12 protein-coding genes are annotated in these 16330 nt (G+C 37.6%); 10 read left to right on the forward strand and 2 right to left on the reverse strand.

The features are described 5' to 3' along the window. From U9R83_RS07745 to U9R83_RS07765, 5 genes are all read left to right on the forward strand, one after another. The gene (locus tag U9R83_RS07745) at window positions 1–864 is read left to right on the forward strand and encodes an ABC transporter permease (protein ID WP_115653430.1); all 864 of its coding nucleotides are present in this window, start codon (window positions 1–3) and stop codon (window positions 862–864) included. Between the two features lie 21 nt (window positions 865–885). After that, the gene (locus U9R83_RS07750; protein WP_182421149.1) at window positions 886–1767 is read left to right on the forward strand and encodes a glycine betaine ABC transporter substrate-binding protein; all 882 of its coding nucleotides are present in this window, start codon (window positions 886–888) and stop codon (window positions 1765–1767) included. A 146-nt stretch (window positions 1768–1913) separates the two neighbouring features. Continuing rightward, a complete protein-coding gene (locus U9R83_RS07755) occupies window positions 1914–2966 on the forward strand; it encodes a pyruvate kinase (protein WP_014460840.1) in 1053 nt (350 codons plus the stop codon). 496 nt (window positions 2967–3462) lie between these two features. Further along, the gene (locus U9R83_RS07760; protein WP_115653433.1) at window positions 3463–6216 is read left to right on the forward strand and encodes a CHASE3 domain-containing protein; all 2754 of its coding nucleotides are present in this window, start codon (window positions 3463–3465) and stop codon (window positions 6214–6216) included. Between the two features lie 18 nt (window positions 6217–6234). After that, a complete protein-coding gene (locus U9R83_RS07765; protein ID WP_115653434.1) occupies window positions 6235–7089 on the forward strand; it encodes a CheR family methyltransferase in 855 nt (284 codons plus the stop codon). 28 nt (window positions 7090–7117) lie between these two features. Here U9R83_RS07765 and U9R83_RS07770 read toward each other — a convergent pair whose 3' ends face one another. Together U9R83_RS07770 and U9R83_RS07775 are read right to left on the reverse strand one after the other, a co-directional pair. After that, window positions 7118–8260, reverse strand: a complete 1143-nt coding sequence (locus U9R83_RS07770; protein ID WP_115653435.1) for a SpoIIE family protein phosphatase — start codon at window positions 8258–8260, stop codon at window positions 7118–7120. A gap of 186 nt (window positions 8261–8446) precedes the next feature. Further along, window positions 8447–9061 carry a LysE family translocator gene (locus U9R83_RS07775; RefSeq protein WP_014460836.1) on the reverse strand — a complete coding sequence of 205 codons (615 nt, stop codon included), beginning with the start codon at window positions 9059–9061 and terminating at the stop codon, window positions 8447–8449. A 305-nt stretch (window positions 9062–9366) separates the two neighbouring features. Here U9R83_RS07775 and U9R83_RS07780 point away from each other — a divergent pair, with 305 nt between their 5' ends. The 5 genes from U9R83_RS07780 to U9R83_RS07800 all read left to right on the forward strand — a co-directional run bounded on the left by U9R83_RS07780 (window position 9367) and on the right by U9R83_RS07800 (window position 16308). After that, a complete protein-coding gene (locus U9R83_RS07780) occupies window positions 9367–10740 on the forward strand; it encodes an amino acid permease (RefSeq protein ID WP_014460835.1) in 1374 nt (457 codons plus the stop codon). A 173-nt stretch (window positions 10741–10913) separates the two neighbouring features. Further along, window positions 10914–11606 carry a Crp/Fnr family transcriptional regulator gene (locus U9R83_RS07785; RefSeq protein ID WP_014460834.1) on the forward strand — a complete coding sequence of 231 codons (693 nt, stop codon included), beginning with the start codon at window positions 10914–10916 and terminating at the stop codon, window positions 11604–11606. A gap of 36 nt (window positions 11607–11642) precedes the next feature. Continuing rightward, on the forward strand, window positions 11643–12359 hold the full coding sequence (locus tag U9R83_RS07790) for a YjjG family noncanonical pyrimidine nucleotidase (protein ID WP_208732552.1): 717 nt from the start codon (window positions 11643–11645) through the stop codon (window positions 12357–12359). Between the two features lie 219 nt (window positions 12360–12578). Next, window positions 12579–14267, forward strand: a complete 1689-nt coding sequence (gene ggt / locus U9R83_RS07795) for a gamma-glutamyltransferase (RefSeq protein ID WP_243549029.1) — start codon at window positions 12579–12581, stop codon at window positions 14265–14267. Between the two features lie 586 nt (window positions 14268–14853). Beyond that, window positions 14854–16308: a glycoside hydrolase family 68 protein gene (locus tag U9R83_RS07800; protein ID WP_014460830.1), complete on the forward strand. Its 1455-nt coding sequence runs from the start codon at window positions 14854–14856 to the stop codon at window positions 16306–16308. Window positions 16309–16330: the final 22 nt, after the last annotated feature.

Raw genomic sequence — 16330 nt, forward strand, 5'->3', positions numbered from 1 at the left:
ATGATGGTGAATGCTGCGATGATTCCTCGTATTCCTTTAGATAAATGGGCAAATTCATTTGTTGATTACATGATTGATAGTTTTTCAGGTGTATTTACTGGAATCAACCAGATAATGACCAGTTTAATCAGCAGCCTTGAATGGGCATTGACAGCCTCTCCTCCGCTAGTAACTGTCATTGTTTTTGTTCTATTAGCGCTATGGTTAACAGATTGGAAGATAGCTGTATTTACGTGTTTTGGTTTACTTCTTATTATTAGCTTGAATTTATGGGAAGCATCGATGCTGACCTTATCTCTCGTTTTAGCTTCTACTATTATCTCACTTTTATTCGGCGTTCCTTTAGGTATATTATCGCACCGCTTTAACAAATTGGGAGCAGTCATAAAACCGATTCTTGATATTATGCAAACAATGCCTGCTTTTGTTTATTTAATTCCGTCCGTACTTTTATTCGGATTAGGGAATGTTACAGCTCTTATTGCTACGTTTATTTTCGCAATGCCGCCTGCCGTTCGTCTGACGCTGCTTGGGCTTCAGCAGGTTCCACACACCACTTTAGAAGCGGCAGAAGCTTTTGGAGCAACGGAATGGCAAAAATTAATTAAAGTACAGCTGCCGCTGGCTTTGCCTATGATTATGTCGGGTGTAAACCAAGTTATTATGTTATCTCTTTCTATGGTTGTTATTTCTTCAATGGTCGGTGCGGGAGGCTTAGGTGCGGAGGTATTGCGAAGCATCAGTATGCTGGATGTAGGCTTAGGGTTTATCGGTGGGATTGCGGTTGTTATTATTGCCGTTATTTTAGATCGTTTAACACATCTTTCTACTCAAAAAAGCCGAGATATTCAATCAAGTAAATAAAATGGATAAAGGTGGGAGTATATGAAACATTCAAAAAAAATTTCTTTTATTATGCTAACAATCGTCATCATGCTGCTTGTCTCTGCATGCGGAAATAGTAATACGGCAAGCGGAACGACGACTAAAAAAGAAATTACAATTGGATACATACCATGGGACGAAGCCGTAGCTGTTACGTTTTTATGGAAGGAATTATTAGAGGAAAAAGGCTATAAAGTCAAAGCAGTTCAAAGCGATGTAGCTCCGCTTTTCTCAGGAGTTGCTCAAGGAAATATTGATTTGTTTTTAGATGTATGGATGCCTACCACCCACAGTTCTTATATGAAAAGATTCGGAAAGCAAGTAGCCGTTCTCGGCACTTGGTATGACCAAGCAGATAGCGGATTAGCCGTTCCTGACTACGTAGACGCGCAGTCGATAGCTGATTTGAAAAATAAGAAAAAGGAGTTTAACGGAAAGATTATTAGTATTGAACCAGGATCTGGAATAAACGGTCTTACTAAAGATCATGCGATGCCAAGCTATGGGTTAACAGACTGGAATTTAGTAGAAAGTAGCACAGCCGCTATGCTATCAGAATTGGATAAAGCAATTGCTAGTAAAGAGCCCGTTGTTGTTACGTTGTGGCGACCGCACTGGGCTTTTGAAAAGTATAATCTCAGATACTTAAAAGATCCGAAAAATACGATGAATCCGACAGGACCTGAAAAAATACAGTCAATCAGTAAAAAGACCTTTAAAGAAGATTATCCAGAAGCTGCAAAGTGGCTAAAAGATTTTTCTATTAGCTCTGATCAATTGGCATCGTTGGAATCAGAAGTTAACAGTGCGAACGATGAAACAAAAGGCGTAAAAAACTGGATTTCTAAAAATGAAAAAGTGGTTGAAAGCTGGGTACAATAAAGAATAGAAAGAAAATAAAAGAGCTGTCTCATAAGTGGAGTTATTGACTTAGAGACGGCTTTTTTGTGGGAATATAACTATTTTCATATGAAGCTTATCTCTTTCATTGAAGTGGGCATCCTATGTTAAAAGGATGGTGAAAGGCGATGGCAATCGATCGAATCTGTACAATTGGGCCTGCTAGTAATAAAAAAGGTGTACTAGCGAAACTGTTAGAAAAAGGAATGACAATAGCTCGGCTGAACCTATCTCATGGGTCGCATGAAAGCCACAAGAAAATTATAGATACGATAAGGTCTTTAGATCCCTCTATTCAAATCCTAGGAGATTTGCAAGGTCCTAAAATTAGACTTGGAGTGATAAAACTAAAAGAAGTGGTTTTAAAAGAAGGAACCTCTTTTGTTTTATATACAGAGGAGGTATCAGGAAATGAAAAAGGAGCGAGCGTTGATTACAAGGGTATCGTGCAGGATGTTCAAAAAGGAAGCAAAATCTTAATGAATGACGGCCAAGTAGAGCTAATTGTTGAAAAAGTAGAAGAAGATAAACTTGTCACAAAAGTAAAAAAAGGCGGCGCTATTTCTTCACATAAAGGGGTGAATTTACCAGCTACTCGCGTGCGTTTACCAGCCATTACTGAAAAAGATAAACAAGATATCAGATTCTTGGTGGAAGAAAAAGTAGATTTTCTTGCTTGTTCATTCGTAAGAACCCCTGAGCATTTAAAAGAAATTAAACATTATATCCATTTAAAACATCCAAATATCCCAAAGCTAATTGCAAAAGTGGAAACGATGGAAGCTATAGAAAATTTTCAGAGGATATGTGAAGAAGGAGACGGAATTATGATTGCACGAGGTGATTTAGGAGTAGAGCTTCCATATGAATGGATTCCCTTACTGCAAAAAATATTAATTCATGAATGCCGCTTGCACGATAAATACGTGATCACAGCGACACAAATGCTTCAATCAATGGTAGACAGCAAGATTCCTACAAGAGCTGAAGTGACAGATGTGTTTCAGGCGGTGTTTGACGGAACGAATGCAGTGATGCTTTCTGCTGAAACAGCAGCTGGAAAATATCCGATTGAAAGCATAGAAACTCTTTATAAAATATCTTATTTTGCTGAAACTATTTTAAATAAAAACGCCCCTAGCCTCTCAGAGTTTTTAACCATGTTAAAGAGCTCGAGATAAAAAGTGTAGCAAGTAAATATGTAAATTAAAAAAATATATTTAAATTAAAAAAAGTGGCATTGCTTTCTACTGTCCAAGTACAATTTAAATAATGAATGCTTTACGTTTCGCATGTAAGTATTTATTTATACCTATGTTGTCATAATTTATGTGATTCCCCAAAGCATAAATTACTTTTCATTACCTTATTGTGTACAAATATATTATGAGACAAGCCCATGCCTGTACAGGCATGGGCTTGTCTTTATATGGCGTTTTAAAACGTCAATTTCTAATTGGGGAATTAATCTTCACCTCTTGCACAATAAATATTCTTCTGTACAAAAATAGAGTGTATAATAGGAATGTTGACTTGGTAGAGAAAAGAGAGAAGTCCTATCAAACAAAGGAAGATGAAGTGGAGAGTGTATACTGAAAGCGAAATTCCCCGGCAGTAAAAATAAACATGTTTTTCAAATGCTTCTAGAGGAATATCTAGAATGAAAGTAGGAACATTATGGAAAAGAAAATGAGGTTTGGCATCAAATCCAAAATTATTATTGGATATTTAATTGTTATTGTCTGTTTATTTATTGCATTTATTGTTTTAAATAGTCAAATTTCATCTTTGCAAAAAGAGCGAAATTTTATCATTGATCATGATATTGAAGTCCATGATCTGACCAACCGAATTGAAAAGCACCTGCTTGATATGGAAACCGGACAAAGAGGCTATATTATTACAGGAGAAGCGAGTTACTTAGAACCTTATAACAGCGCAGCAACAAGTTGGGAAAAAGATTACAATGCGCTGTATCAGCTTCTAAATAATAATCCAAATCAGCAGGAAAAACTGGAGAAGATTAAAGGAAGTATTCAAGACTGGATTGAAGCTGCTGGTGAACCGACCATTGCATTAAAAAAAGAAAATAATACAAAAGAGCTTCAGCAATTTTTTGAGAAAGATCCTGGGCGCCAGTATATGGACGATATACGCAGCCAGTTTACTTCTTTTAGAAATGTAGAGAAAAAATCGACTGAAACAAGAGCAACAGAGTTAGACGAGAAAAATCAAAAAATAAAAATTGGACTTTATGGCTTGCTGTTATTTGTTACGCTTATCTCACTTGTTATCGCTATTATTTTGTCTAATTCCATTGTGAATACAATTAAAGAAGTTACGCAAACGATCAAACGAATTACGGCTTCAAAAGGCGAGTTAAAAGGAAGAATTAAAGTTAGGTCTAATGATGAAATTAAAGATTTAGGGCTAGCCACGAACGCGTTGTTAGAAAATATTGAAGAGCGAAACTGGCTTCAAACGAACATTGCTCACGCTGTAACGATGTACCAAGGCATAGCCTCCGTAGACAAGCTTGCGGAAAAATTTCTCTTTACGGTTTCAGAAATGACACAAGCTTCTTTCGGAGCATTTTATGTTCGAGAGGAAAATGATAAAGGAAACTTATTCGTCAAACAAGCTGCTTTTGCAGATAGAAAAGGCGACGCGGGAAGAGAGAGCTTTTTGATAGGCGAAGGGCTCATTGGACAAGCTGCTTTAGAAAAAAGAACCTTTGTCATAAACGATGTACCTGACACGTACCAGCTCATTACTTCAGGATTAGGAGACGTAAAACCTAAGAGTATTTTTATTGTACCCGTCTTGTTTGAAGATGAAGTAATTGCTGTTATCGAGCTTGCATCGCTGCACGAATTTACAGTTTTAGAGCAAGAACTTATTAGTCAAGTGATTGAAACGTTTGGTCTCACTATCAATGGTGTAATCAGACGTATGGAAATTGCTCGTCTATTAAAAGAATCTCAGGCGATGACAGAAGAGCTCCAGGCTCAGTCTGAAGAACTTCAAACACAATCAGAAGAACTGCAAATGCAGTCTGAAGAGCTGCGTATGATTAATGAACAGCTAGAAGAAAGAACAAAAGACGCAGAAGAAAAATCGTTTGAATTAGAGGCTGCAAAAGAAGATTTAGAAGAAAAAGCGCATCAGTTGGAGTTGAATTCACAGTATAAATCTGAATTTCTTGCTAATATGTCGCATGAGCTTCGAACACCGCTTAACAGCATTCTTATTCTGTCTGAAATGCTTGAGGAAAACGCAGCCAAAACGCTATCTGAAGATGAAGAAGAATACGCTCGTATTATTCATTCTTCAGGAAAAGACTTGTTGGCATTAATCAACGATATCTTGGATTTATCAAAAGTAGAGTCTGGAAAACTAGATGTCTTGCTTGCTGAGATGAATATGAGTGAGCTTCCAGATCAAATCGAGCGTAATTTCAGCCACGTTGCTGAACAGAAAAACGTACAATTGAAAATTAATAAAGCACAAGATGTACCGGACATCATTCACACAGATGAAAAGAGATTCCAACAAATTGTGAAAAATCTTTTATCAAATGCATTTAAATTTACGGAATCGGGATCTGTCACAGTATCCATTCAACGAGTAGCTGACCATCGTCTTACAACAGCTATGCGTACAGTTGATACGGATTGCTGGCTAGAAATAGCTGTAGCTGATACAGGGATTGGTATACCAAAAGAAAAGCATCAGCTTATCTTTGAAGCGTTTCAGCAGGCAGATGGAGCTACGGTCCGCAAGTACGGAGGAACGGGACTTGGCTTATCTATTTGCAGTGAGTTTGCAAAATTATTGGGCGGCTGGATTTCTCTAAGCAGTGAAGTAGGAAAAGGAAGTACGTTTACGCTATATCTTCCTAGCCTCTCTAATGGTCTTATTGACTATGAAAAAGTGAATTTTGCATATGAAGAAGTAGCGGTATCTGTAGAAGAAGCTGAACCTGAAGCAGAAATAACTGAAATTGATCATCCTGTACAACCAGTTGAACCTCCATTGCAAGATGATGAAAATGTGTTTCAAGATAAGCGAGTGCTCATCGTAGATGATGACCAGCGCAACATCTTTGCCTTAAAAACTGCGCTAGCTAAACAAGGTATGACCATTATTACGGCTCATAATGGAATAGAATGTCTTGAAATGATGGAGAATAGTGAACCATTTGATCTCATTTTAATGGATATTATGATGCCGCAAATGGATGGATATGAAGCCATGCAGAAAATCAGAGGAGAGCTAAAGCTTGTTGATTTGCCTATTATTGCATTAACCGCTAAAGCGATGAAAAACGATCGTGAAAAATGTTTGGAAGCTGGAGCTTCAGATTATATCAGTAAACCTTTAGATTTAAATCAGCTGTTCTCCGTTATGCGTGTATGGCTAGTAAATTAAGCGGGGTATGAAACATAAATGGATATGAAGCACCTAGATTTAAGTGAAGACTTAGTTATGAATAAAAAAACAGATTTGGAGATCGATTTACTGCTGACGGCTATTTATCGATTAACAGGATTCGATTTCAGACAGTACGCTAAATCTTCTATCTGTCGCCGAGTCTATAATCGAATGAAAATTGAACGTATTCCAACCGTGTCTCGATTGTTAGAAAAAGCGATTCACGAAGAAGAATTTATGAATCAGCTTTTAAATGATTTTTCGATAAATGTAACAGAGATGTTTCGCGATCCAAGCTTTTTTAAAGCATTTCGCACAAAAGTGATTCCGGTATTAAAGGATTATCCGGAAATTCGCATTTGGCACGCTGGCTGTGCCACGGGTGAAGAGGTATTTTCTATGGCGATTCTTTTAGAAGAAGAAGGGTTAATGGAGAAGGCGGTCATTTACGCAACGGATATGAACGAAGATGTATTAGAAAAAGCAAAACAAGGCGCCTTTTCTTTACGTAAAATGAAGTCATATACAAAAAATTATATTCAAGCCGGTGGAAAGAATGCCTTCTCGGAATATTATCAAACGGATCATCACTATGCATATTTTCATCCGTCTCTGCTAAAAAATATTATCTTTGCTCAGCATAACTTAGTCACGGATCAGTCATTTAATGAATTTCACGTCATCATTTGCCGAAACGTCCTTATTTATTTTACAGCTCAGCTGCAAAATCAAGTGTATAATTTATTTTCAGAAAGCCTGTGTGCAAAAGGATTTCTTGGGCTTGGCGATAAAGAAACGCTTCGCTTTGCTGAAGGAGCAGCTTCTTATATCGAGTTTGCAGGGAACGAGCGCATCTATCAAAAGCAATAAAAAAAGACCTCATTTGTGAGGTCTTTTTTTATTGTGCTTGTGCTTGAATCATAAGCACGCACATGTCATCAGGCTGATTTAACTTTTGTTCTTCTGAAAAAATTTCATTCATAAATGCCTGCGGATTTGTCCATTGTTGTTCAGTAAGTTTTTGAAGACGAAGAGCAGATTCATTTTCGCAAGGGCCCATCGATTCAAGAGCTCCGTCTGTAAATAGCAAAATTTGCACATCGTTCTCAAAGCTGACAACAGATTTCTGAACGTCCATTTCTTCAAAAAATCCTACAGGGCAGCTTCCTCGTTGAAGAGGAACGAGCGTATGTTCATCCACTAACATATAACCTTCTGGGTGCCCGGCATTCACATATTCTACTGTCTTAGCTTCCGTATCGATCACTAAATAAATAGCAGTGAAATAGTAAGGGATTTCATCTTTTTCGCTGTGCAATAATTCCATGTAGCGATTTAGCTCTGTAATAACCTGCTCAGGGTCTACGAGGGACTTGATAGCTTCTCTGAGCACAGACGAAATAAACATACAAACAAGTGAGGCAGAGATGCCGTGCCCCATCATATCAAAAAGAATAATTCCGTACCGGTGCTCGTCAATTTTGTGCCAATAGTACATATCACCCGCTAATTTAAAAGAAGGGTAATATGAAACTTCCATTTGAATATCCTTCTCTCGTAAAGGGGGACTGAGTAAGTTTTGCTGTACGTGCGTAGCTAAATCTAACTCAGTTTGAATTTTCTTTTCATGTTCCGTGTGCCAGTCAATTTCTGCTTTAAGACGTAAGGCTACGCGCATACGAGCCAGCAGTTCCACTTTATTAATCGGCTTTGTCACGTAGTCTGTCCCGCCGGCGTCTAGAGCTTCTACTAATTTGCTGCTGTCTTCTAGGGCTGTGACAAAGATGATTGGAATATGTTTTAAGCGTTCTACCTGTTGAATTCGCCTGCAGGCTTCGATTCCATCAATTTCGGGCATCATAATATCAAGTAAAATCAAATCGACCGAATTCGTTTTTGAGTTCTCATCGTCCAGGTTAAGATAGTCAAAAAGGGCATGGGCAGACGTCAGAGACACACAGTTATCGTAGCCAGCGCCTTTTAAAATTTTTTCAATCACAAATAGATTGACTTGGTTGTCATCTACTAGAAGAATGGTCATGCTTTATTTCCCCTTATTATGTTTGAAGACTAATGATTGAGTATGTAGTTTTCAAGCATTTTTTATACTTTTTCTGTTTTTCTATTTATCTATTATACAGAAAACAAAGCGTTTAGGGTATTTTTTAAGATTATTCTTTTCTATTAAAAAAGTCACTTGTCCCCAGAAAAGGAGACAAATGACTTTTTATAGTAACTTGTATAATGCAAATATCCCGAAAGTCAGTACAACCGCTCCCGAAATACGATTTACCCAGATCAAGCTGTTATTCGTAAACTTCGACCGGGCAAGACTAATAGCAAAACTGAGCGAAAGCCACCAGCAGGCCGATCCTAAAAATACGCCTGCAACCATTGTCAACGCAGAAGCAACATCAAATGCTGATTTACTAATGCCTACACCAGAAAACACGCCAATAAAAAATAAGATCGTCATTGGATTCGTAACCGTTAAAAAAAGAACGGATGTATAAGAACGAAGCAAACCTTCTCCTTTAGCAGCAGCAGCGTGCTCTGCAGGCTGAGAACGAAAAGTTTGTACACCTAAATAACATAAAAATAATCCCCCAATCAGCTGAAGCCAAATCTTTTGGGTTAGTAAAAAGGTTGTAATGAACGTTAAGCCAAACGCAGCGATGCATCCATATACAGCGTCTGCTGTAGCTGCTCCCAGCCCGGATACAAATCCGTGTAACCGCCCTTTAGATAACGTTCGATTAATGCATAAAATACCGATGGGACCGACCGGAGCAGCGACGGAAAACCCAATCACTAACCCCTTGAGAAAATAAAATAAGTTCATCTTTTATGTTGCTCCTAAGAAGTTTTTCTTTAGTATAGTACAAAAGCAATCATGAATGAAGGAAATTTTGATAAAGTTTTTAACGCATGTATTTAGTCTGGTCGGGTACACCATAATAGGGTGATAGAAAAAAACATCATTAGTGAATTTGTTTTAATCATTAAAAAGTTCAAAAACTAAACTATTTTACACAGAAAATTAAATGTAGTAAAATAGTTTACTGTTACATACATAGAAAGATCTACCATTAAAAAATAGACTATAAAAAGTATTATTAGTAACAAGATGAAGAGAGGTTAGTCATCATGAGTAATCTGTTTGCAAAAAAAGACATTAACAAGCTGTTAGATGAAAATGCAGCAAAAGAATCAACTAAAACGTTAGGTTTATTCGATGTTATTTTGATGGGAGTAGGAGCAACTATTGGGACAGGAGTTCTGGTTATAGCAGGGCTAGTTGCCGCCAGGGATGCAGGACCCTCGGTGTCCATTTCCTTTGTTATTTCTGCAATAGCCTGTATTCTTGTTGCACTGTGCTATGCAGAGTTTGGTTCAGCTGTTCCAAGTTCGGGAGGCGCATATACATACGTATATGTTTCACTAGGGAAATTTGTAGCGCATTTAATAGGATGGTCCATCGTAGGCTGCTATACGGTGTCTTTAGCGTCTGTAGCAGGCGGATGGTCATCTTATGTGAATAATGTGCTTACTGAGTTTGGTATTAGACTTCCTGAATCGTTAACCGCCATACCGAGCGACGGAGGTATCATTAACCTTCCGGCAGTATTTATTGTGCTGTGCATGTCGTTTTTATTAACGAGAGGGGTAAAAGAAAGTAAAAAAATAAATAACTTAATGGTTTTAATTAAAATAGGCATTGTTCTTTTATTTGTAGCCGTCGGCGTCTTTTTTATTAATACAAATAACTGGCATCCATTTACTCCTTTTGGTGTGAAAGGAATCTTTGCAGGCGCCGCTTCTGTCTTTTTCGCTTATAACGGATTTGATGCTATTTCTACGTCAGCAGAAGAAGTGAAAAATCCGCAAAGAAACTTGCCGCTAGGTATTTTGATTGCACTAAGTGTTTGTGCAGTCATTTATGTAGTCATTGCGTTAGTATTAACAGGGATGGTTTCTTACAAAGAGCTAAACGTAGGCGATGCGTTGTCATATGCACTCAATAGTGTTGGGCAAGAATGGGCAGCTCTTATTTTGTCTATAGGAGCCGTTATTGGTATTATGGCCGTCGTGTTTGCTTATTTGTTTGTTGTGCCTCGCGTACTGATGTCAATGAGTCATGATGGATTATTGCCGTCTCTTTTTGCGAAAGTAAACCGAAAGAACAGTGAACCTGTCATATCGACATGGCTTGTCGGGGCGTTAGGGGCGATTGTAGCTGGTTTTATTGATTTAAAACAGCTGGCGGATTTAGCAAATATGCTGGCGATTGTTACGTTTGCTGCCGTTTCATTCTCGATTTTGGCTCTTCGAAGAAGTCAGCCTAACCTAAAGCGAGGTTTCAAAGTACCTTTTGTACCGTTTATTCCAATTCTCGCTATTCTTTGCTGTATCTTTCTTATGTTTAACTTATCAGCGAAAACGTGGATGTATTCAATCGGCTGGATGCTGATTGGTGTCTTTGTTTATGTTGGTTACGGCAGAAATAAAAAGAGCGTTTAACAAAAAAGACTCTAAGCGAACGTGCTAGAGTCTTTTTTATTTATATATTTTTCTTAAAAGTAATCTATGAACATAACGTAAAAAATTAAAATTTCATTTGGGACATATGTCCTTTTTATTGTAGGAAGTGTTATTGTTTAATAAAAAGAAACCGTTATGTTGGAGAGGGAAGCATGAGAGAAATTACGAGTCAAAAACAGCTGCTGGAGTATATAACTACTTATAAATTAGAGTCGGTTTTCAAGGGAAAGTTACTACCGCATTTGTCACTGTATGATGTCGAGGCAGGAGAACGTCTTTGTTCTCAAGGAGACGCGTCTCACTGTTTGTACATATTGGTGAAAGGCAAGGTTAAAGTTTATACCATATCGCCCGAAGGCAAGACGCTTGTTCTTTCCTTTAAACAGCCCCTTGAAGTAATAGGCGATATTGAGTATGTACAAGATGTTGATATTATGAATACGGTTGAAGCCGTTTCAGCTTTAGTTGTGATAGGTATACCATACAAACGATTAAAACAGCATGCGAGCGATGATCCACAGCTGCTGACGTTTTTACTGGAAATGCTCACAAAAAAGTTTTGCGCAAAATCGAACTCGCTAAGCTTTAATTTAATGTACCCAGTTGAAGTGCGGCTGGCTAGTTACTTGCTCTCTATTTTTTGTGAAGAATCACATTTGGTTATGAATCAAAAAACAGAAAGCCTAAAAGATATAGCTAATTTAATCGGAACGACTTACCGGCATTTAAATCGTGTTCTTCAGAAATTTGTAGCGCAAGGAGTTATTGAAAAAAAGAAAGGCTCCATTATTCTTAAAGATAAAGAAAAACTGAGCTGTCTAGCAAACGACAATATATACGAATAGAAAAAGCAATAGATTAGTTGAAGGGGAGAGAGAAGAATGAAAACATACCGAACGCTGCTATTTGACATTGATAATACGCTTTTAGATTTTAATGCAGCCGAAGAGCAGGCTTTACAGCTTCTTTTTGCTAACCACGATATTCCGCTGACTGAGGAAAGTAAAAAACGTTATAGTTTGATAAACCATGGGTTATGGACAGCTTTTGAAAAAAATAAAATAAGCCGTGAGCAAGTTGTAAATACTCGCTTTTCTACTCTATGTAAAGAATATGGAATAGAGAAAGACGGAAAGCTGCTTGAAGCAGAGTACCGAACGTATTTGAACAATGGCCATCAGCTAATTGACGGAGCAATTGAGGTAATTAAAAACCTTAGCTGTCACTATGAGTTATATGTTGTTACAAATGGCGTATCGGCTACGCAATATAAGCGCCTTCAGGACTCAGGTCTATATCCTTATTTTAAAGAAGTATTTGTCTCAGAAGATACGGGCTTTCAAAAACCTATGAAGGAATATTTTGATTATGTTTTTTCACGTATAAAAGAGCTATCCGTACATGAAACATTAATTGTTGGAGATTCTTTGAGTGCAGATATTCAAGGCGGGCAGCTGGCGGGTATTGATACGTGCTGGTTTAATCCTCAGGAAAAAAAGAATGATACAAATTGGAATTCAACCTATGAAATAGGAAGGCTTCAAGAGCTTTATGCCCTGCTGAACGTAAATAATGAAGTAGCTTCGGTACAAGTGTAAAAGTGTATAAACGTTAGAAAACGCAAAAAGTGCTAACCTTTTCTTTAAACAAAAAGGGTTGGCGCTTTTTCTATTTTATGGCTTTCAAAGGTTTAAAATACGCTAGGGATATCGGTCTAGGTAAAGTAATCCATACAAATTTAAACAGTTTTATCCCAAAAGCAATAGGGTATTTTACCAATATCCCAGATAAAGTAAGTAACTAGGAGGTCGTAAAAGATGATTAATGGAAAAAGTTTATCTCGTTCAGGAAAGAGTTCATATAGAAGAGAAACAGCGGTTGGAAAAACAGGAATGGTAGCCAGTGCTCATCCAATTGCAACAGACGCCGGAGAACAAGTGCTAAGAGCTGGCGGCAATGCAATTGATGCAGCAATTGCCGTTCAGTTTGGGCTCAACGTCGGAGAACCGATGATGACCGGTATTGGAGGCAGCGGCTTTTTTATGGTGTACCACAATGAAAGCAAAACAACTAAAATTTTTGACGGGCATTCTCAGGCTCCTAAAGCAGCTTATCCTGAAATGTTCCTTGATGAAAATAAAGAAGTTATTCCGTTTAGAAAGCGTTCTACTCATGCAACGGCAATTGGGATTCCGGGGATTTTAAAGGCGATGGAAGCAGCTCGTAAAGAGTATGGAACAAAACCCCTTGCTGAATTGATTGAACCGGCTGCCAAAGCAGCAGAAGCAGGTGTGGAAACAAACTGGGTTCTTGGAGATATTTTAAAAACATACGCCTACCGACTAGGAGAACATGCTAAGCAGCTATATTCGCCAAACGGCAAGCCGATACAAGAAGGAGATATGATTAATAAAAAAGATCTTGCTAAAACATTTCGCATTCTTCAAGAAAAAGGCATCGAATCTTTTTATGAAGGGGAAATTGCAGAAGCCATTATTTCAACGATAAAAGAGCACGGAGGTTTTATGGAACTTTCAGATTTGAAAGAATACCAGATTAAGATTGATGAACCTGTGTGGGGAGATTATAAAGGATACCGAGTTGCTTCTTCCAACATGCCTAGTGCAGGAGGAACCACAGTGCTGCAAATTTTAAAGCTATTAGAGAACTTTGATGTATCTCAATATGATGTAAAATCGTGGGAAAAGTATTATTTGTTTGCAGAAGCTATGCGTATTGCCTTTTCAGATAAAATTGCATTCTCTGGGGATCCAGCCTATAGTGACATTCCATTAAAAGGGCTTTTAAATAAAGAATATATAAAGAAACGTCAAAAATTAATTAATTGGAAACATAAAAATGAAAAAGTTGATTTCGGCAATCCGTGGGATTATGAGAAAGGTCAAAAAGTGAACGTTGTGCGTCAGCCTTATGAACCTGAACGTGAGCTTAGTGAAACAACTCACTTCACGGTAGTTGACCGCTGGGGGAATATTGTCGCTTGTACATCAACTGTGGAACACCCTTTTGGTACAGGAATTATGGTTAAAGACCACGGATTTTTACTCAACAATGAGCTTACTGATTTCGATGCTATTCCCGGAGGGTTAAATCAAGCCGATGCAGGAAAGCGTCCGGTTAGCTGTAAAAGTCCAACGATTGTTTTTAAAGACAACGAACCCGTACTCACTCTAGGGTCTCCAGGTGGACCAACCATTGTAGGATCTGTGTTTCAAACGCTTATTAATGTTTTAGACTATGGAATGGATATAAAAGAAGCAATTGAAGAGCCAAGAATTTTTAATAGTACAGGATCACTTATCGGTTGGGAAGCCGGAGTGGATATGAATGCCAAAGGAGAACTAGAAGCCATGGGATTTAATTTTGGAGATGAGCCGTTCCCAATCGGAAACGTTCAAGGTATTCAAATTGATAAAGAAAACGGCCGTTTATTTGGAGCAGCTGATTCCAGCCGTGAAGGAAAAGCGACTGGCTTAGACTCTTAATAGTTAAAAAATGCATTGTACGCTCTCTCTTTTGTAAAAAGGGAGAGCGTATAATGCATTAAAAAAGATAAAAATGAGTAGGTAAAAAGAAGGAATATTTTTTTGAAAAAACATACTTTAGACCTTTATTATTATCATCCTAATCTTCAGAAAGGAAAAAGAATAGAACGTTTTCATGTCCGGCTAATAAAAAAAGTACTGATTTTTCAAGAGATTGAGGAAAACGAAATGGTCGGAAAGTATAAAAAACGGAATAGCGCTTTCAATGCTGGAAAGATAAAGTGTTTAATCATGTAAAAAGTATAAAACGCAACGGCAGGAAATTATGGTTCGGAATGTAAAAAAAGCCGTACACCTTTGTTGGAAAAACGGTTACATAAAAAAGGCCCTTACACGTAAACTTTGGTCCTAGTTACAGTTCAATGAAAAAGATGAAAATGAGAAATAGCTACATTTGGCATGTTTGACTTTCGTCATTTATCCAAGTAATCTTTTGGTTGAACGGAACCGGTTCTGTTTTCGAATTTTTAATAGCTAATTGAATTAATAAATTTATATTCTTTACTAACACAAAAGGAGAAAACATATGAAAATGAAACGAGTTGCTAAGCATACAACTGCTGCTACATTGGCTGCAGCCCTACTAGTAGGCGGGGGATATCAAACATTTGCTAAAGGAAATGACAGCAAAGACTTTAATAATAGCTACGGAATTTCCCATATTACTCGCGATAATATGGTGAAAATTCCACAGCAGCAAAATAGTGATCAGTTTAAAGTTCCTGCTTTTGATGAATCAACTATTAAAAACATTGCTTCTGCTAAGGGAAAAGATGCATCGGGAAATACAATTGACTTAGATGTATGGGACAGCTGGCCATTACAAAATGCTGACGGAACAGTGGCGACTTATCATGGATATCAAATTGTGTTTGCCTTAGCAGGTGATCCAAAAGATTCTAATGACACGTCTGTTTATATTTTTTATAAAAAAGCTGGAGACAAATCTATTGATAGCTGGAAAAATGCTGGAAGAGTGTTTAAAGACAGCGATAAATTCGTACCGAATGACCCGCATCTTAAAAATCAAACACAAGAATGGTCTGGTTCTGCCACGTTAACAAAAGATGGTAAAGTTCGTTTGTTCTACACTGATTATTCAGGTAAACAATACGGAAAACAAACGTTAACGACAGCTCAAGTAAACATGTCACAGCCAAACGATAATACGTTAAAAGTTGATGGAGTAGAAGATTACAAGTCAATCTTTGACGGTGACGGAAAGATTTATCAAACGGTTCAGCAGTTTATTGATGAAGGCGGTTATGACACAGGGGATAACCATACGCTAAGAGATCCTCATTACATAGAAGACAACGGACATAAGTACCTTGTTTTCGAAGCTAACACTGGAACCGAAGATGGCTATCAAGGCGAAGACTCTCTATATAACAGAGCATACTACGGAGGAAACAATCCTTTCTTCCAATCTGAAAAGAAAAAGCTTCTTGAAGGATCTAATAAAGAAAAAGCTTCTTTAGCAAACGGAGCTTTGGGCATTATTGAGTTAAATGATGACTATACGCTTAAAAAAGTAATGAAGCCGCTTATTACATCAAACACAGTTACAGACGAAATTGAACGTGCAAACATTTTCAAAAAAGATGGAAAATGGTACTTGTTCACTGATTCTCGCGGATCTAAAATGACGATTGATGGAATCGGACAAGATGATGTGTATATGCTAGGCTATGTTTCAAATACGTTAACAGGAAAATATAAGCCTTTAAATGATACGGGATTAGTTCTTCATATGGATTTAGATCCTAATGATAAAACATTTACGTATTCTCACTTTGCTGTACCTCAAACAAAAGGCGATAATGTCGTTATTACAAGCTACATGACAAATAGAGGCTTTTATGAAGACAACCACTCTACATTTGCACCAAGCTTCTTAGTAAATATTGACGGTTCAAAAACATCTGTTGTAAAAGATAGCGTTCTTGAGCAAGGCCAGTTAACAGTGGATGAAGACTAAGCGCTTTGCAATAGCAACAAAA

Origin of the sequence: Priestia sp. LL-8 (genome assembly GCF_036227845.1) — a bacterium.
Taxonomy (GTDB): Bacteria; Bacillota; Bacilli; order Bacillales; family Bacillaceae_H; genus Priestia; species Priestia zanthoxyli.